Annotated in this window: 17 protein-coding genes and 1 tRNA gene; 11 read left to right on the top strand and 7 right to left on the bottom strand. The window is 63.5% G+C overall.

Annotation, left to right across the window (positions count from 1 at the left end):
- From uvrB to E2583_RS02720, 10 genes are all read left to right on the top strand, one after another.
- Nucleotides 1-1730, top strand: a 1730-nt coding sequence (gene uvrB / locus E2583_RS02765) for an excinuclease ABC subunit UvrB (protein WP_291593011.1), incomplete at its 5' end; no start/stop codon positions are given.
- A 228-nt stretch (nucleotides 1731-1958) separates the two neighbouring features.
- The gene (gene iscR / locus E2583_RS02760; protein WP_003054211.1) at nucleotides 1959-2495 is read left to right on the top strand and encodes a Fe-S cluster assembly transcriptional regulator IscR; all 537 of its coding nucleotides are present in this window, start codon (nucleotides 1959-1961) and stop codon (nucleotides 2493-2495) included.
- 173 nt (nucleotides 2496-2668) lie between these two features.
- Nucleotides 2669-3889: an IscS subfamily cysteine desulfurase gene (locus E2583_RS02755; RefSeq protein ID WP_291593009.1), complete on the top strand. Its 1221-nt coding sequence runs from the start codon at nucleotides 2669-2671 to the stop codon at nucleotides 3887-3889.
- Nucleotides 3890-3923: 34 nt separating this feature from the next.
- Nucleotides 3924-4319 carry a Fe-S cluster assembly scaffold IscU gene (gene iscU, locus E2583_RS02750; RefSeq protein WP_003054213.1) on the top strand — a complete coding sequence of 132 codons (396 nt, stop codon included), beginning with the start codon at nucleotides 3924-3926 and terminating at the stop codon, nucleotides 4317-4319.
- Between the two features lie 4 nt (nucleotides 4320-4323).
- Nucleotides 4324-4647, top strand: coding sequence for an iron-sulfur cluster assembly protein IscA (gene iscA, locus E2583_RS02745; RefSeq protein WP_003054214.1), 324 nt, complete (start codon nucleotides 4324-4326; stop codon nucleotides 4645-4647).
- Nucleotides 4648-4795: 148 nt separating this feature from the next.
- Entirely contained in the window at nucleotides 4796-5314 is a 519-nt protein-coding gene (gene hscB / locus E2583_RS02740; RefSeq protein WP_291592984.1) for a Fe-S protein assembly co-chaperone HscB, read from the top strand.
- A gap of 94 nt (nucleotides 5315-5408) precedes the next feature.
- Complete coding sequence (gene hscA, locus E2583_RS02735; RefSeq protein ID WP_291592983.1) at nucleotides 5409-7268, top strand: Fe-S protein assembly chaperone HscA; 1860 nt, start codon at nucleotides 5409-5411, stop codon at nucleotides 7266-7268.
- Nucleotides 7269-7283: 15 nt separating this feature from the next.
- Nucleotides 7284-7622, top strand: a complete 339-nt coding sequence (fdx, locus tag E2583_RS02730) for an ISC system 2Fe-2S type ferredoxin (RefSeq protein WP_291592982.1) — start codon at nucleotides 7284-7286, stop codon at nucleotides 7620-7622.
- Nucleotides 7623-7794: 172 nt separating this feature from the next.
- Nucleotides 7795-8526: a DNA polymerase III subunit epsilon gene (dnaQ, locus tag E2583_RS02725; RefSeq protein WP_291592981.1), complete on the top strand. Its 732-nt coding sequence runs from the start codon at nucleotides 7795-7797 to the stop codon at nucleotides 8524-8526.
- 16 nt (nucleotides 8527-8542) lie between these two features.
- Nucleotides 8543-8617: transfer RNA gene (locus E2583_RS02720), tRNA-Val, on the top strand.
- 98 nt (nucleotides 8618-8715) lie between these two features.
- Here E2583_RS02720 and E2583_RS02715 read toward each other — a convergent pair.
- The 7 genes from E2583_RS02715 to E2583_RS02685 are packed head-to-tail and all read right to left on the bottom strand — an operon-like array spanning nucleotide 8716 to nucleotide 15313.
- Nucleotides 8716-9507 carry an SDR family oxidoreductase gene (locus E2583_RS02715; protein ID WP_291592980.1) on the bottom strand — a complete coding sequence of 264 codons (792 nt, stop codon included), beginning with the start codon at nucleotides 9505-9507 and terminating at the stop codon, nucleotides 8716-8718.
- A 5-nt stretch (nucleotides 9508-9512) separates the two neighbouring features.
- On the bottom strand, nucleotides 9513-10073 hold the full coding sequence (locus tag E2583_RS02710) for a DUF3833 domain-containing protein (RefSeq protein ID WP_291592979.1): 561 nt from the start codon (nucleotides 10071-10073) through the stop codon (nucleotides 9513-9515).
- Nucleotides 10070-11350: an MFS transporter gene (locus E2583_RS02705; protein WP_291592978.1), complete on the bottom strand. Its 1281-nt coding sequence runs from the start codon at nucleotides 11348-11350 to the stop codon at nucleotides 10070-10072. Before E2583_RS02705 ends, E2583_RS02710 begins: the two co-directional genes overlap by 4 nt.
- Nucleotides 11351-11368: 18 nt before the next feature.
- Nucleotides 11369-11959, bottom strand: a complete 591-nt coding sequence (locus E2583_RS02700) for a hypothetical protein (RefSeq protein ID WP_291592976.1) — start codon at nucleotides 11957-11959, stop codon at nucleotides 11369-11371.
- Entirely contained in the window at nucleotides 11956-13230 is a 1275-nt protein-coding gene (locus E2583_RS02695) for a cyclopropane-fatty-acyl-phospholipid synthase family protein (protein WP_291592974.1), read from the bottom strand. The genes E2583_RS02700 and E2583_RS02695 overlap by 4 nt, the downstream gene beginning before the upstream one ends.
- Nucleotides 13227-13979, bottom strand: coding sequence for a DUF1365 domain-containing protein (locus tag E2583_RS02690; RefSeq protein ID WP_291592973.1), 753 nt, complete (start codon nucleotides 13977-13979; stop codon nucleotides 13227-13229). Before E2583_RS02690 ends, E2583_RS02695 begins: the two co-directional genes overlap by 4 nt.
- The gene (locus tag E2583_RS02685; protein WP_291592971.1) at nucleotides 13976-15313 is read right to left on the bottom strand and encodes an NAD(P)/FAD-dependent oxidoreductase; all 1338 of its coding nucleotides are present in this window, start codon (nucleotides 15311-15313) and stop codon (nucleotides 13976-13978) included. Before E2583_RS02685 ends, E2583_RS02690 begins: the two co-directional genes overlap by 4 nt.
- 140 nt (nucleotides 15314-15453) lie before the next feature.
- Between E2583_RS02685 and E2583_RS02680 the strand changes: the two genes are divergently transcribed.
- Nucleotides 15454-16092 carry a TetR/AcrR family transcriptional regulator gene (locus E2583_RS02680; protein ID WP_291592970.1) on the top strand — a complete coding sequence of 213 codons (639 nt, stop codon included), beginning with the start codon at nucleotides 15454-15456 and terminating at the stop codon, nucleotides 16090-16092.
- Nucleotides 16093-16126 lie beyond the last annotated feature (34 nt).

Below are 16126 nucleotides of genomic sequence, written 5' to 3'. Positions count from 1 at the left end.
ACCAGCCCGAAGCCTATGTGCCCCAGCGCGACCTGTTCATCGAAAAGGACAGCGCCATCAACGAGCACATCGAGCAGATGCGCCTGTCCTGCACCAAGAGCATCATGGAGCGGCGCGATGTGGTGATCGTCGCCACCGTCTCGGCCATCTACGGCATCGGCGAGCCCGAGAGCTACCACCGCATGATCATGACACTGCGCGCGGGCGACACGCTCAACCAGCGCGACGCGATCGCGCAGCTGATTCGCATGCAGTACCAGCGCAACGACCAGGATTTCTCGCGCGGCACCTTTCGCGTGCGCGGCGACACCATCGACGTCTTTCCGGCCGAGCACTCCGAGCTGGCCGTGCGCATCGAGCTGTTCGACGACGAGGTGGAGAGCCTGCAACTGTTCGATCCGCTCACGGGCCGGGTGCGCCAGAACATTCCGCGCTTCACCATCTATCCCAGCAGCCACTATGTGACGCCGCGCGACAAGGTGCTGGCGGCCGTGGAGACCATCAAGGAAGAGCTGGCCGAGCGCCTCAAGCAGCTGGTGGGCATGGGCAAGCTGGTGGAGGCGCAGCGCCTGGAGCAGCGCACGCGTTTCGACCTGGAAATGCTCAGCGAAGTGGGGCACTGCAAGGGCATCGAAAACTACACCCGTCATCTCTCTGCCTCCAGGCCCGGTGATCCGCCCAGCACCCTGACGGACTATCTGCCGCGCGATGCCATCATGTTCCTGGACGAAAGCCATCAGATGATCGGCCAGCTCAACGCCATGTACAACGGCGACCGGGCGCGCAAGACCACACTGGTCGAATATGGCTTTCGCCTGCCATCCGCGCTGGATAACCGCCCGCTCAAGTTCGAGGAGTTCGAGCAGCGCATGCGTCAGGTGGTCTTTGTCTCTGCCACGCCCGCCGAGTACGAGAAGACCCACGCGGGGCAGGTGGTGGAGCAGGTGGTGCGTCCCACCGGTCTGGTCGACCCCGAGATCGAAGTGCGGCCGGCCATCCATCAGGTCGATGACGTGCTGCAGGAGATCCGCGAGCGCGTGGAGCTGCAGGAGCGCGTGCTCATCACCACGCTGACCAAGCGCATGGCCGAGCAGCTGACCGAATATCTGACCGACAACGGGGTGAAGGTGCGCTATCTGCACTCCGACGTGGACACGGTGGAGCGCGTGGAAATCATCCGCGACCTGCGCCTCGGTGCCTTCGATGTGCTGGTGGGCATCAATCTGCTGCGCGAAGGACTGGACATTCCCGAGGTCTCGCTGGTGGCGATCCTGGATGCCGACAAGGAAGGCTTTCTGCGCGCCGAACGCAGTCTGATCCAGACCATCGGCCGCGCTGCGCGCAACGTCAACGGCAAGGCGATTCTCTATGCGGACCGCGTCACGGAGTCCATGAAGAAAGCCATCGGCGAAACCGAAAGACGGCGCGAGAAACAGATGGCTTTCAACGAAGCCAATGGCATCGTTCCCAAGCAGATTGTCAAGAGGGTGAAAGACCTGATTGATGGTGTGTATAGCGAAAAGAGTGGCAAGGAGGCCGAGCGACTGCAGGAACAGGCCCTGCAGCAGGCGCGTGTCGAGGATATGTCGGAGAAGGACATTGCCAAGGAGATCAAGCGCCTGGAGAAGCAGATGCTCGAGCACGCCAGGAATCTGGAGTTCGAACAGGCCGCGCGTGTGCGGGACCAGCTCTCGCGGCTCAAGCAGCAACTGTTCGGTGCGGCACCCTAGGACGATGTCTTCGCAGACCTCAGGGTTATTGCGTGGGTGTGCGTTGTTACCCGACAAAATTGATGGGGAATGTGATATACTTGCGTCAAACACTCAACAACAAACTTCCCTCACAGAAGGGCTCTGAACCTAATTACAGGACGGAGTAAGGGCGGAGACTGTGCCCGTCTAGGTACTGTGACCAGGCGTGCGTTTCTGTAACGAACAATCCTGACTGAAGGAGCTCGTATGCGTCTTACGACCAAAGGCCGCTTTGCGGTGACCGCGATGATCGACCTGGCACTGCGCCAGAACAATGGCCCCGTGACCCTGGCTGCCATCAGCCAGCGTCAACAGATTTCGTTGTCCTATCTGGAGCAGCTGTTCGGCAAGCTGCGTCGCCACGAACTGGTGGAGTCCACCCGTGGCCCCGGCGGCGGCTACACGCTGGCCCGCAAGGCAACGGACATCACCGTGGCCGACATCATCGTCTCGGTGGATGAACCCATCGATGCGACCCAGTGCGGCGGCAAGGAAAACTGTCTGGGCGAAGCCGGACGCTGCATGACCCATGAGCTGTGGGCCGCGCTGAATCAGCGCATGGTGGAATTCCTGGACTCCGTCACCCTGCAGAAGCTGGTGGACGAACAGCTGGCCAAGGGCATCCAGATCGAGGACAAGCCGGTGGTGCGTCGCGCGATCTCCACCGCGCCCGTGGTCAAGCCCATCCGCGTGAATGCACCGAATTCGGTGTTCGCCCTGGGTAACGCCTTCGCCAAATCCTGATCCGGAGCCGCTCGGGCACTGCCCGGGCCGCAACCCGATCACCCTGAAGCCCGACTCCGATAGTCAGGGCCTGGATGCATGCATGGCTGTGCGGCATGTTTTCTCGCCCTGATGGCACCACGAGGTGCATCGATTCCTCACGATTTGTCAGCCAAAAACAAGACGAGCCAGTCATGGACATGACCCCGCACTTTCCCATTTATCTCGACTACGGTGCAACCACCCCGGTGGATCCCCGCGTGGCGGACGCCATGATTCCCTGGCTGCGTGAACATTTTGGCAACGCCGCATCGCGCAGCCATGCCTGGGGCTGGGAAGCCGAAGAAGCCGTCGAGAAGGCCCGCAAGCAGGTGGCCGATCTGATCGGTGCCGACCCGCGCGAAATCGTCTGGACCAGCGGTGCGACCGAGTCGGACAACCTGGCGATCAAGGGAGCAGCGCATTTCTACCAAGGCAAGGGCAAGCACCTGATCACGGTGAAGACCGAGCACAAGGCGGTGCTGGACACCATGCGCGAGCTGGAGCGCCAGGGATTCGAAGTCAGTTATCTCGACGTGCAGGAAAACGGTCTGCTGGACATCGAGGTGTTCAAGGCGGCCATCCGCCCCGACACCATCCTCGCCAGCGTGATGGCCGTGAACAACGAGATCGGTGTGGTTCAGGATCTGAACACCATCGGTGCCCTGTGCCGTGAAAAGGGCATCATCTTCCACGTCGATGCCGCTCAGGCCTCGGGAAAGATGGAGCTGGACATGCAGACCATGCCCATCGACCTGATGAGCCTGGCATCGCACAAGACCTATGGCCCCAAGGGCATCGGTGCGCTGTATGTGCGCCGCAAGCCGCGCGTGCGCCTGGAAGCGCAGATGCACGGCGGCGGCCATGAGCGCGGCATGCGTTCCGGCACGCTGGCAACCCACCAGATCGTGGGCATGGGCGAGGCTTTCCGGATTGCCAAGGAAGAGATGGCCAAGGATCTGGAGCACGCCCGTGCGCTGCGCCAGCGCCTGCTCGACGGCCTCAAGGATCTGGAGCAGGTGTTCGTGAACGGCGATATGGACAACGGTGTTCCCCATTACCTGAACATGAGCTTCAACTTCGTCGAAGGCGAGTCGCTGATCATGGGCATCAAGGGACTGGCCGTGTCCTCGGGTTCCGCCTGCACATCCGCCAGCCTGGAGCCCAGCTATGTGCTGCGTGCCCTGGGCCGCAGCGATGAGTTGGCACACAGCTCTTTGCGCATGACCTTTGGTCGCTTCACGACGGAAGAGGAGATCGACTACGCGATCAAGTCGATCCGCGAAAACGTGCTGAAGCTGCGCGAGCTGAGCCCGCTGTGGGAGATGTACAAAGACGGCATCGACCTCAGCACTATTCAGTGGGCTGCACACTAAGCACAGATTACAAAGAGTTCAAGAGGTAGACACCATGGCTTACTCCGAAAAAGTTGTTGACCACTACGAAAACCCCCGCAACGTTGGCTCGTTCGACAAGAGCGATGACTCCGTGGGCACGGGTATGGTGGGTGCGCCCGCCTGTGGCGACGTGATGAAGCTGCAGATCAAGGTCAATCCCGCCACCGGCGTGATCGAGGATGCACGTTTCAAGACCTATGGCTGCGGCTCCGCGATCGCCTCGTCTTCGCTGGTGACCGAATGGGTCAAGGGCAAGACGCTGGACGAGGCGGCGGCCTTGAAGAACAGCCAGATCGCCGAAGAGCTGGCGCTGCCACCGGTCAAGGTTCACTGCTCCATCCTGGCCGAAGACGCCATCAAGGCGGCCGTGAACGACTACCGCGCAAAGCGCACAGCAACGGAAGCCTGAGGCCATGGCCATCTCAATGACCGAGGCGGCGGCCCGTCATGTGAACCGCTATCTTTCACGTCGCGGCAAGGGGATTGGCGTGCGTCTCGGCGTGAAAACCACCGGCTGCTCCGGTCTGGCTTACAAGCTGGAGTATGTGGACGAGGTCCAGCCCGATGACGTGGTGTTCGAAGACCATGGCATCAAGGTGCTGATCGACCCCAAGAGCCTGGCCTATATCGACGGCACGGAACTGGATTTCGTGCGCGAGGGCCTGAACGAAGGCTTCAAGTTCCACAATCCCAACGAGCGTGATCGCTGCGGTTGTGGCGAGAGCTTCAGGATTTGATTTCCCCCCTGAGTCGCTTCGCGCCTTCCCCCCAAGGGGACGACACCTTCGCTGCGAGGCGGCTCATGCTCGGTGTCCCTGGCGTGTGTAGCGCCCAAGCGTAAGAACGGAACCGCCTCAGCTTTGCTGCAGGCGGTTTTTTAATGCCATGAATCTGCAATCTGACGACTTTGAATTGTTTGGCCTGCTGCGCAAGTTTGCGCAGGAACGCAGCCAGATCGACGCACGCTGGAAAGAGCTGCAGCGCGAGGCGCATCCCGACCGTTTTGCGGCGCAGGGCGCGGCCGCGCAGCGCGTGGCCATGCAATGGTCGGTGCGCATCAACGAGGCCTATCAGCGCCTCAAGGACCCGCTCAAGCGCGCGGCCTATCTGTGCGAGCTGGCGGGCGCCCCGGTGCGGGCTGAAGACAACACGGCCATGCCAGCGGCATTCCTGATGCAGCAGATGGAGTGGCGCGAAGCGCTCGAGGATGCTGGCAGCGAGCAGGAGCTCGAGGCTCTGGAGGCCGAAATGCTCGCCGCCAAGAAACAGATGCTTGCCGAATGCGGCCGTTTGCTGGACGAGGCTGGCGATGCCGCCGCTGCCGTGCAGCAGGTGAGAGCCCTCATGTTTGTTGCGCGATTTGCGCAAGATGTGGATCGCCGTCGCGATCAACTGGGACAATAAGACCCAGAGCAACGCTTTGCGCCCTTGGCGCATGGCGTATCCATCTTGAGCGGGCCAGCCACGCTGGCCTCTGACGTTTCAAAAGAAGAATTTCATGGCGCTTTTGCAGATTTCCGAGCCCGGCCAATCCCCCGATCCCCATCAGCGACGCATTGCCGTGGGCATAGACCTGGGCACCACGCATTCTCTGGTTGCTGCCGTGCGCAACGGCGTGGCCGAATGCCTGCCTGACGATCAGGGGCGTGTGCTGCTGCCGTCGGTGGTGCGCTACATGGAAATGGGCCGCCGCCAGATCGGTTTCGATGCCAAGGTTGCTCAGGCTCAGGACGCCACCAACACCATCAGCTCGGCCAAGCGCTTCATGGGACGCAGCCTGGCGGATATCGAATCGCCCGAGAAGCTGCCCTATCGCTTCAAGAGCGAGGACGGCAGTGTCATCTCCATCGAGACCGTGGACGGTGCCAAGACCCCCGTGGAAATCAGCGCCGAAATTCTGGCGACCTTGCGCTTCCGCGCCGAAGACACGTTTGATGACGAACTCTACGGCGCCGTCATTACCGTGCCTGCGTACTTTGACGACGCCCAGCGCCAGGCCACCAAGGATGCGGCCAAGCTGGCCGGCATCAATCTGCTGCGCCTGATCAACGAGCCCACGGCGGCAGCCATTGCCTACGGTCTGGACAATGCGGCGGAGGGCGTGTACGCCGTCTACGACCTGGGGGGCGGCACCTTCGATATCTCGGTGCTGCGTCTCGCACAGGGCGTGTTCGAAGTGATCGCCACCGGCGGCGATTCGGCACTGGGTGGCGACGACTACGATGACGCGCTGGCAGCCTGGGTGGCGGAAAAGACCGGCACCCAGCTGGAGTCGGCGGCAGACAAGACCGCCTGGCGTATCGCCGCGCGTCAATGCAAGCAGGCCTTGACTGATGCAGAAGTGGTAGCGTTTGTTGCTGAAATTTCCTCAGGTCCAGTGTCGTTTGACGTCAAGCGTGAGGAGTTCATTGCGCTGACCGCTCACTTGACCAGCAAGAGCCTTTCGGCCGTGCGCCGTGCGCTCAAGGATGCGGACCTGAGCCGCGACGAGGTGCAGGGTGTGGTCATGGTCGGCGGCTCCACCCGCATGCCGCAGATTCGCCAGGCCGTGGCAGATTTCTTCGGCCGCGAGCCGCTGACCAATCTCAACCCCGACGAAGTGGTGGCGCTGGGCGCGGCCATTCAGGCCAACCAGCTGGCCGGCAACAACACCGCCGGCGATCTGCTGCTGCTGGACGTGATCCCGCTGTCACTGGGCGTGGAAACCATGGGGGGGCTGTCCGAGCGCATCATCACCCGCAACGAGACCATTCCCACGGCCCGCGCACAGGACTTCACGACCTACAAGGATGGACAGACCGCGCTGGCCATTCACGTGGTGCAAGGCGAGCGCGACCTGGTGGCGGACTGCCGCAGCCTCGCGCGGTTCGAGCTGCGCGGCATTCCGCCCATGGCAGCCGGGGCGGCGCGCATCCGCGTGACCTTCACGGTGGATGCGGACGGCCTGCTGTCCGTCAGCGCCAAGGAGCAGATCAGCGGCGTCGAAGCCCATATCAATGTCAAGCCGTCGTATGGCCTCTCGGACGACCAGATTGCGCAGATGCTGCAGGAGGGTTTTGCCACGGCCCAGGAGGACATGAAGGCCCGTGCACTGGTCGAGGCCCGCGTGGATGCCGATCGCATGCTGCTGGCCACGCAGAGCGCGCTGGAGCTGGATGGCGATGTGCTCAGTGCCGAGCAGCGCGACAGCATCGATGGCCTGATGGCCGCGCTGCGCGTGGCCGTCGCCAGCGATGACCCTGCCGTCGTGGAGGGGGCGACGCAGGCCCTGGCCAAGGGAACTGAGTCGTTTGCGGCAGAACGCATGAATCGCAGCATCCAGCAGGCGCTGGCCGGCAAGAGTGTCAACACCATTTAATGCATAAACAGAACAATGCCTATCATCAAAATTCTCCCTCACGCCGAATACTGTCCCAATGGCACGGAAATCGAAGCGCCGGTCGGCACGTCGATCTGTGAAGCCATGCTGGACAACGGCATCAATATCGAGCATGCCTGCGACATGAGCTGTGCCTGCACGACCTGCCATGTCATCGTCAAGGAGGGCTTCCACTCCCTCAACGAGGCGGAGGAAGAGGAAGAAGACCTGCTCGACAAGGCCTGGGGCCTTCAGCCCCAGTCGCGCCTGTCCTGCCAGGCCATTCTGGCGCGCGAGAATGTGACGGTGGAGATCCCCAAGTACTCCATCAATCACGCCAAGGAAAATCACTGAGCACCCCCTGAGGCGCTTTGCGCCTTCCCCTCTCTCTACGCGCTTCGCGCTAGGGGAGGGGGACGACACCCTCGGTGCGCGGCGGCGCTTCCTCGGTGTCCTGCCTTTGGTGCGCGCTTGTTTTAGAAATTGTTGGGCGATGTGAGCGCCGCAGGTAATTGGGAGAAATTGAATGTCGCGTCAAATTGTTCTGGATACGGAAACCACGGGTCTGTCTCCCATTGACGGCGACCGTCTGATCGAGCTGGGCTGCGTGGAGCTGGTCAACCGCAAGCTCACTGGCAACAATCTGCACCTGTACTTCAATGCGGGTCGCGACAGCCATCCCGATGCCTTGCGCGTGCACGGCATCACCACGGAGTTCCTCAAGGACAAGCCGCGGTTTGAGGAAAAGATCGACGAGATCTGGGAGTATCTGCAAGGCGCGGAACTCATCATCCACAATGCGCCGTTCGACCTGGGCTTCCTGAACAACGAGCTCAAGCTGGCCAAGCGCCCGCCGCTCAAGCAATGTGTGGCGGGCGTCATCGACACCCTGGTCATGGCCAAGGAGATGTACCCGGGCAAGCGCAATTCGCTGGACTCGCTGTGCGATCGTCTGGGGGTCGACAATTCCAATCGCACGCTGCACGGCGCCTTGCTGGATGCGGAACTGCTGGCGGATGTCTACATCAATCTCACACGCGGTCAGGATGCCTTGCTCATGACCGAGGAGGCTGCCGATGCCCCGGTGGCCGGTTCGATCGTCGTTGCTTCGGTGGATCTGAGGAGCTTCAAGTTGCCGGTGTTGCGCGCCAATGAGCAGGAGCGGGCCGCCCACGACGACGTGCTCAAGCAGATGGATAAATCCAGCGGCGGCAAGACGGTCTGGCGCAACTTTGAAAATGTGAGCGTCAATCCCTGATACAATAAAGCCCATCGGGTGATTAGCTCAGCGGTAGAGCACTGCCTTCACACGGCAGGGGTCACATGTTCGATCCATGTATCACCCACCAGATGCCAGACCCTCTTGAGTCCCTGATTCAAGAGGGTTTTTGTCTTTCGCCTGGCCGAGCCGGATTGCCGGGACGCAAGGCCCTCGGCACCTGTGAATTCAGTGGCCGGTGATGCGGCGCACGGCTGAAAAATACCAGGCGTCGGGAAGGCAGCGCAGCAATCGCATCCAGCGAGTGAAGCGGCGCGGGAAGTTCATCTCGAAACGTCCCTGGGCCCAGCCCCGCAGTATGTGCCTGGCCGCCTCGTCGGCGTCGATCAGGGCCGGCATGTTGAAGTGGTTCTGAGCCGTCAGCGGGGTATCGACAAACCCGGGGTTGATGATGGATACGCCCAGACCCCGGCCGTGCAGGTCCAGATAGAGATTCTCGGCCAGGTTGTTCAGTGCTGCCTTGGTGGGGCCATAGGCCAGGGACATCGGCAGCCCGCGGTAGCCGGCCACCGATCCGACCAGTGCCAGATGGCCTTGCCCTGCCGCCAGCAGCATCGGAAGCACGGCATCGAGCAGAAGCAGGGCACCGCCATAGTTCACGGCCAGGTGACGTTGCATTTCGTCGAGGTCGAAAGCGGTGGCGCGCTGGGGCTGGTAGCGGCCAGCGCAATACAGAATCAGGTCCGGTGCCTTGCCGCAATGACCCAGCACCGTCCGGGCAGCGGCAGCCATGGCGGCTGCGTCGGTCACGTCCAGCGGCAGTGCCATGCAGCCGTCGTGGCTGTGCGCGAAATCCTGCAGTGCCTGGCCTTGGCGCGCGGAAACGATCACCCTGGCTCCTTGCCGGTGCAGCGCTTCGGCCGTGGCGCGGCCAATGCCCGAAGAGGCTCCCAGAATCCAGGCCGAGCGACCCTGCCAGTCATGCAGTGGCGGGTTCAGCCGTGCAGAGAGCAGCGACATGATCATCACTCCTTGGAGATGGAAAGTGTCACATCGCCCAGATGCAGGCCCAGCTTGCTCATGGCGGTGCGATTGAGCAGGGTGCGGCCGTCGATCAGGTACATCCAGTCATCCATGCTGACGTTCCAGACTCTTCCATTCACGGGCAGTGCCAGTACATAGCTCCATCGGAAGGCATTGCCGGCACTTTCTCCCAGGGCTTCGCCCACCACGTCGTCAGCGCGGCCGCTGTATCGTCCATTGCCCAGATGGCGGAGATGCCAGATGCGCTGTTGCGTGCTGCCGTCGCTGTAGACGAAGTGCTCGTCGAGCGTGCCTTCCTCGCCCTGCCAACGGCCCGTCATGCGCACGGTGAAACGCTTGACCACCTTGCCCGAGCGATCCGTGAACATGCCGTGGGCCGTGAGCGGCCCGTTGAAATACTGGCGCAGGTCCAGTGGGGGCTGCTCTTTGGCATAGTCCTGCACGGAAGGCCCGGCGCAACCCGCAAGGGTCAGCGCCAGTCCAGCGCCCAGGCAGGCGCGCCGCAGTGGCGAAAACGCGATGGATCGTGTGATGTGGCTCATGTGTGCCTCCATGAAGAATGCAGACGCTCGGCGCGCCAGAGCAGGGCCGCTGCCGCGAGCTTGAGCAGGCAGGGCAGGCCGCCATAGGCCCAGGCCAGAGCTTGCAGGCCTGCAGGCTCGCTGGCACCGCTGCGATATCCGGCAGCCGACAGCAGTGGCAGTGCCAGACCTGCAGCAAGGGCCAGATTGAGTTTGGTGGCGCAGGTCCACCACCCCAGGTAGCGGCCTTCGCTTCGGCCGCCGTCGCCGGATTCGTGGATCACGCCCGTGAGCAACGCACCCGGCAAGGCCAGATCCGCGCCCAGGGCCAGGCCGCTGGCCAGGCAGATGACGGCGAAAGCCATGCCGTCGCCTTCGCCGAGCCAGGGTGTGAAGCCGAAGGCCAGCACGCTGGTCAGCATTCCGATCCGCCAGCTGGGTGCCAGGCCCCAGTGCGAAACGGCCTTCACCCAGAGCGGCAGGCCCAAGGCCGCGGCGCCAAAAAAGCACAGCAGCAACGCTGGCTGCAGAGCGGAGGCCTGCAGTCGGTCGGCCACGAAGAAAGGCAGCAGGGTGGCGGGGATGGCGGCTGCCACACCGTTGAGCATGAAGATTGCCAGCAGTCGCCTGAAGCCTGCATTCGCCCACGGTGAAGGTAGAGGTACGGCGGCGGGCTGCTGTGGTGCGACGGGCACCTTGAGACGCAGAAGGCCCGCCAGGCCCAGTGCCAGGCCAAGGGCGAGAAAGGCGGTGGTCGCATCCAGTCCGAGCCAGGTCGGCAGCATGCTGGCCAGCAGCACGCCTGACAGGCTGGCTCCCTCGCGCCAGGCCGTGACACGTGCACGCCAGGCGGGGTCGCCGCCCCAGCGCGTGCCCCACGCCTGATGGAGGATGACAAGGATGCTGTAGGCCAGTGTGCACACCAGCAGGCTGAAGGCAAGCCATCCCAGCAGGCCCGCCGAGTTCTGCGCATCGAACGGGGGATGCCACAGGGCGCCGAAGCCCAGCGCCATGAGCAGGCTGGCCAGGATCGCCGCACCTGCCGTGCAAATCACGCCGCGACTCAGAAGACGGTCGACCCAGCGTCCGATGGCCGGGTCGACCAGGGCATCGAAGGCCCGCGTGGCCAGCAGCACGGCACCCAGTCCCGCCAGCGGGGCGCCGGCCACGCTGGCGTAGTGGTAGGGCAGGTTCACATACAAAGGCAGCGACGCGAAGGCCAGCGGTGCCGCCAGAGCACCATAGGCCAGGCCCGTGCGCCAGGGCAGCGTGTGTGGGTGGGCCGGATGCGGGTCCATGGCATGCTCCGCAGCCGATCAGCCCAGGCCCAGCAGCGAGCTGCGCATGGCGGGAGCCGACGTCTGGGGTGACAGCCAGATGCCGAAGAACAGGCGTGCATACTCTGCATCGCGCAGCTGAGCGGTCTGACGGCCGTTGTGGAAGAAGCGCACCTCTCCCTGGCCGTCGTTCAGGCCCAGCAGCCGATCCTGGGCCTGGACGTCGGGGAAGGCCTGTTTCATCAGCTCCAGCCATTGGCGTGCCTGCTCCTCCGTGAAACTGCCCACTCTGCGCATTTCCGCGATGGATCGTTCTGCGATGGCCTGGCCTTCGAGCTTGCGGTCATAGACCAACTCCAGTGCGAACCGATGGCGGGCGTAGTCATCAGGCATGAACCCCGGTGCTGCCCACAACCGCGCCTCGTAGACGCGCAGGCCGAAGAAGCGCAGTACGCCCTTGCCGACCAGGCGTCCGGCGGGCAGGGGGCTGCGCAGTTCTCCGGGAAGCTCTGCGGCAGGGGTCATGGCATGGATCAGGTTGGACATGGAGGTCAGTGATGGGGCAAGTACGAAGGCCGCACTCCAGACCAGGGTCTGGCGGCGGTGTGCGCGGGGTGGAAGGGCGGTCATGGCTGTGGCCTGCGCAGCGTGAACTGGACGACATCGGTGTTGCCGGCGTCAAAGGCTGCCTCGCAGTAAGCGAGATAGAAGCGCCAGATGCGCACAAAGCGCTCGTCGAAACCCTGTGCACGCACGGCGTCGATCTGGTGCTCGAAGGACTGGCGCCAGCGTCGCAGCGTTTCCGCGTAGTCGCGGCCGAAGGCCATGCGGCCTTCCACGACGAGACCGGCGCGACGGGCCTCGTCCTCGAAGGCTGCAATGCTGGGCAGCAGCCCGCCCGGGAAGATGTACTGCTGAATGAAATCGGTGGAGCGCAAGTAGCGGGCGAACAGGTCTTCGCGCAGAGTGATCGTCTGTACGCAGGCCAGGCCTCCGGGCTTGAGACAGTCGCGCAGGGTCCGGAAGTAGCCGCGCCAGTACTCTCGGCCCACGGCCTCGAACATCTCGATGGAGACGATGGCATCGAAGGGCTCGCGGGCATGCAGGGCAGGCAGGTCGCGGTAGTCCTGGTAACGCAGCTCCACGGCATCGGCAAGTCCGGCCTGTTGCATGCGCTGCTGGCCCCAGTGCAGTTGCTCGCGCGACAGCGTCACGCCGGTGACCCGTGCACCGAATTCGCGGGCGGCAGTCTCTGCCAGGCCACCCCAGCCGCAGCCGATTTCGAGCAGGCGCTGTCCGGGCTGCAGCCGCACCTCGGTCAGAGTGCGCCTGAGCTTGGCCTGCTGAGCGGCCTGCAGGTCTGAGTGTGACAGCGACTCGCCCGTGCGACCTTCGAACCAGGCGGCGCTGTAGCTCATGCCGGGATCCAGCCACAGCTGGTAGAAGTCATTGCCCAGGTCGTAATGGGCGTGGATGTTCCTGGCACTTCCGGCCCGCGTATTTCGCTGCAGCAGGTGGCGCAGGCGGTAGGCCAGCCGGCCCCACCAGCTGCCGTAGATCAGCGCCTGGACATGGTCACGGTTCGCCATGCACAGCCGAAGGAGCGCGGCGAGGTCGGGGCTGTCCCATTCACCGGCAATATAGGCTTCGGCCAGGCCGATATCGCCCGATTTCAGTGTGCGCTCAAGCGCCTGCCAGTCGTGCAGCACGCAGTGTGCGTCGGCGATACACGATGCTGCGGCCGCAACGGGCAGGTGCAGCAGTCGTCCATCGGGTTGCACCAGATCCAGGCGACCCTGGGGCAGGCGTTCGAGCAGGTTCAGCACCCGGCGCACTCGCGCGGGCGTGCGGCGCGGTGCTGCGGCTTTGGGGCTGAGCAGGGGGGCGGCGGTGGTGTTCATCGTGTGACGAAGCGCTCGGGCTTGGTGGGTTTGCCATGGAAGGGCAGGCGCTTGGCCCAAAGGCGCAGCGCCTGCCAGTGGATGCGGGCAATGACGCCCAGTGTCATCAGGGGAGTGCCGAAGAAGGCGCGGCGCACGGTGCTGGCATCCAGCGGATGCAGCGTGCCGCCCACGCTGGTCTGCAGCAGAGGACCGCTGTCGTCGTGCAGGTCCACGCGCACCAGGGTGCTGCTCTCGCTGCGTTCGAAGCGAAAGCGATACTCGCCCTGCACGTCGCAGAATGGCGACACGTGGAACTGTTTGCGAGCCACCTGCTCGCAGCCCCAGGCCAGATCCGGGCCAGCCAACAGATAGGCATGGCGCTCGCCAAAGGTGTTGTTGACCTCGGCCAGCACGGCGGCCAGAGAACCATCGCTGCGGTGGGCATACCAGAAACTCACGGGCTTGAAGACATAACCCAGTACGCGCGGAAACGTGTGCAACCAGACTTCGCCGTCGGCATCCTGAATGCCCTCGTCCTCCAGTACCCGCTCGAACCAGGCCAGGGCATCGCCGTCTCCCGCGCCATGGTCGCTGTCGTGAAAGCTGATCAAGCCCGGCCGGTTACGCCGCAATGCGGCATCGGGCTGCACGCGCAGGCTGCGCAGCGGCAGCATGAGGAAGTAGCCGGGATACCGGAAGGCATGTTCGACGGGCCTCAGGCGGCGGTGCCAGACATGTCCGAAGCCGACAAGCGGACGGGCATTCATGCTGCCCCCCTGATGGCGGGACTCGCAGACAGGTCCGGCAGGACGTCGAGCAGACCATCGGCCGCATCCAGGCCTGAACGCAGTCCGTCTTCGTGAAATCCGTAGCCGCACCAGGCGCCGCAGAACCAGGTCCGGCGGCGGCCCTGCAGTGTCCCCACCCGGCTCTGGGCCTCGATGGCCGCCAGATCGAACACCGGGTGGCTGTACGCAATGCGAGCATGGACCTTGCTGTCGTCGATGGGGCGCACCGGATTCAGTGACACCATCACAGGCTGCTGCCATGGCAGGGGCTGCAGACGGTTGAGCAGATAGTGCAGGCAGACGCCAGTTTGCTGGGTTCCCGCATCGGCCGCGCGTTCGTAGTTCCATGCCGCCCAGGCTGCCTTGCGGGTCGGGAGCACGCCGGCATCGGTGTGCAGCACGGCATGGTTGGGCTGATAGCGTATGGCACCCAGGACGCTGCGCTCATCAGGCGTGGCGTCGAGGCCCAGCAGGCGCAGGGCCTGGTCGCTGTGGCAGGCCAGCACTACGGCATCGAAGTGCTCCGTGCCGTGTGCCATCTGCAGCAACACCCCATGGTCCACGCGGCGAATGCCCAGGACGGGTGCATTCAGGCGGGCATCGTGGCGGCCATCCTGCTGCAGCGCGGCCAGCATGCGCCGCACATACTGGCGCGAGCCGCCTCGCACCGTGTACCACTGAGGCCGGTTCGAGACCTGGATCAGGCCATGGTTGTGGCAAAAGCGGATCAGAGTGGCAACCGGGAAGCGCAGCATCTGGTCCGTCGGGCATGACCAGATGCAGCCCATCATGGGCAGCAGGTAGTCCTGGCGGAAGCCGGTGCCGAAGCCGTGCTCATCCAGAAAGGCTTCGATGGAACCGTGCAGCCGGGCCTCGTTGCCTTCTTGGGCAATGCGCGTGGCCAGGCGATTGAAGCGCAGGATCTCTGCCAGCATGGTCAGAAAACGGGGGCGAAACAGGTTGCTTCGCTGCGCAAACACCGTCCCCAGCGAACTGCCGCTCCACTCAAGGCCGGCACGCCCACCGGTGCGGGGAACCTGGACCGAAAACGACATCTCGGCAGCCGTCGTCGGCACCTGCAGTTCTTCGAACAGATGCGTCAGCAGCGGATAGGTGCGGTGATTGAACACCAGAAAGCCTGTGTCGACGCCCTGTGTCACGCCCTCCAGCGTGATATCGACGGTGTTGGCATGCCCGCCGAAATGGTGGCCCGCTTCCAGCAATGTCACGCGGTGCTGGCCCGGTGCGCCGGCCAGGCGCCGGGCCGCGGCCAGACCCGCAACCCCTGAGCCTATGACTGCAATGCGATGCATGGGAATGCCTTTCCTGGTTGTGCAGTCCGTTTGTACCAAAAAGGTCAAATCATGAACTGATGAGTTCAAACTATAAACCAAACATTTCCACTTTGCACTATCTAGTATGGGGTATGGCCTATCAGGTCTAAAATAGAAGCATGACAAGCCGCTCCTCCATCAAACAGCAGATTCAGCGCGTGCGAGAACAGGCCATCGTGGTGGCCGTCAACCGGCTGCTGGCCACCAAGGGTTACGACGCCATGACGGTGGATGAAGTCGCGGCCGAAGCGGGCATGGCCAAGGCCAGCCTCTACAAGCTGTTCACCTCCAAGGAGGAACTGGCGGGTGCCGCCATGGTCGGTGTGCTGGATCGTGCCCTGGCCTTTGTGGACGGCCTGCGCGACGCGGCACGTGAGGCGGCCGAGGCCGGCTCGCCCACGCGCCCGCTGGATCAGCTCAAGGCCGTCACACGCTGGGCCATGCAGACGCAGCTAGAGGGAGAAATGCCGTCCCTGCCTGCGCAGAACTCGAATCTCAGCGCGTCGTTGCAATCCAACGATGCCTACATGGACCGTCTGATTGCCCTGAGCAACCGGCTCAGCATCTGGATCACCGAAGCCCAGACCAGCGGCCAATTGCACGCCGCGCTGCCTCCCGAGCTGGTGCTGTATACGCTGTTCGCAAGGGCCTGCGATCCCGTCGTGGCCTTGCTCAAGGAGTCGGGTCAGTACACGAATGCGCAGATCATCGACTGGGTGACGAGCACCACGTTTGACGGGCTGGCTGCAGCCCGCTGAAGACGTGGCCCGCGGGTGCGCCGGTTCCTGGTGC

The sequence above is a fragment of the Comamonas sp. genome, assembly GCF_009360615.1.
Taxonomy (GTDB): domain Bacteria; phylum Pseudomonadota; class Gammaproteobacteria; order Burkholderiales; family Burkholderiaceae_C; genus Comamonas.
The sequence above is the reverse complement of the archived record's forward strand: the minus strand, read 5'-3'. Positions and strand labels throughout refer to the sequence as shown.

Coding starts and splice junctions, on each gene's coding strand:
- iscR (WP_003054211.1), top strand. CDS start 1,959: ATGCGTCTTACGACCAAAGGCCGCTTTGCGGTGACCGCGATGATCGAC.
- E2583_RS02755 (WP_291593009.1), top strand. CDS start 2,669: ATGGACATGACCCCGCACTTTCCCATTTATCTCGACTACGGTGCAACC.
- iscU (WP_003054213.1), top strand. CDS start 3,924: ATGGCTTACTCCGAAAAAGTTGTTGACCACTACGAAAACCCCCGCAAC.
- iscA (WP_003054214.1), top strand. CDS start 4,324: ATGGCCATCTCAATGACCGAGGCGGCGGCCCGTCATGTGAACCGCTAT.
- hscB (WP_291592984.1), top strand. CDS start 4,796: ATGAATCTGCAATCTGACGACTTTGAATTGTTTGGCCTGCTGCGCAAG.
- hscA (WP_291592983.1), top strand. CDS start 5,409: ATGGCGCTTTTGCAGATTTCCGAGCCCGGCCAATCCCCCGATCCCCAT.
- fdx (WP_291592982.1), top strand. CDS start 7,284: ATGCCTATCATCAAAATTCTCCCTCACGCCGAATACTGTCCCAATGGC.
- dnaQ (WP_291592981.1), top strand. CDS start 7,795: ATGTCGCGTCAAATTGTTCTGGATACGGAAACCACGGGTCTGTCTCCC.
- E2583_RS02715 (WP_291592980.1), bottom strand. CDS start 9,507: ATGTCGCTGCTCTCTGCACGGCTGAACCCGCCACTGCATGACTGGCAG.
- E2583_RS02710 (WP_291592979.1), bottom strand. CDS start 10,073: ATGAGCCACATCACACGATCCATCGCGTTTTCGCCACTGCGGCGCGCC.
- E2583_RS02705 (WP_291592978.1), bottom strand. CDS start 11,350: ATGGACCCGCATCCGGCCCACCCACACACGCTGCCCTGGCGCACGGGC.
- E2583_RS02700 (WP_291592976.1), bottom strand. CDS start 11,959: ATGACCGCCCTTCCACCCCGCGCACACCGCCGCCAGACCCTGGTCTGG.
- E2583_RS02695 (WP_291592974.1), bottom strand. CDS start 13,230: ATGAACACCACCGCCGCCCCCCTGCTCAGCCCCAAAGCCGCAGCACCG.
- E2583_RS02690 (WP_291592973.1), bottom strand. CDS start 13,979: ATGAATGCCCGTCCGCTTGTCGGCTTCGGACATGTCTGGCACCGCCGC.
- E2583_RS02685 (WP_291592971.1), bottom strand. CDS start 15,313: ATGCATCGCATTGCAGTCATAGGCTCAGGGGTTGCGGGTCTGGCCGCG.
- E2583_RS02680 (WP_291592970.1), top strand. CDS start 15,454: ATGACAAGCCGCTCCTCCATCAAACAGCAGATTCAGCGCGTGCGAGAA.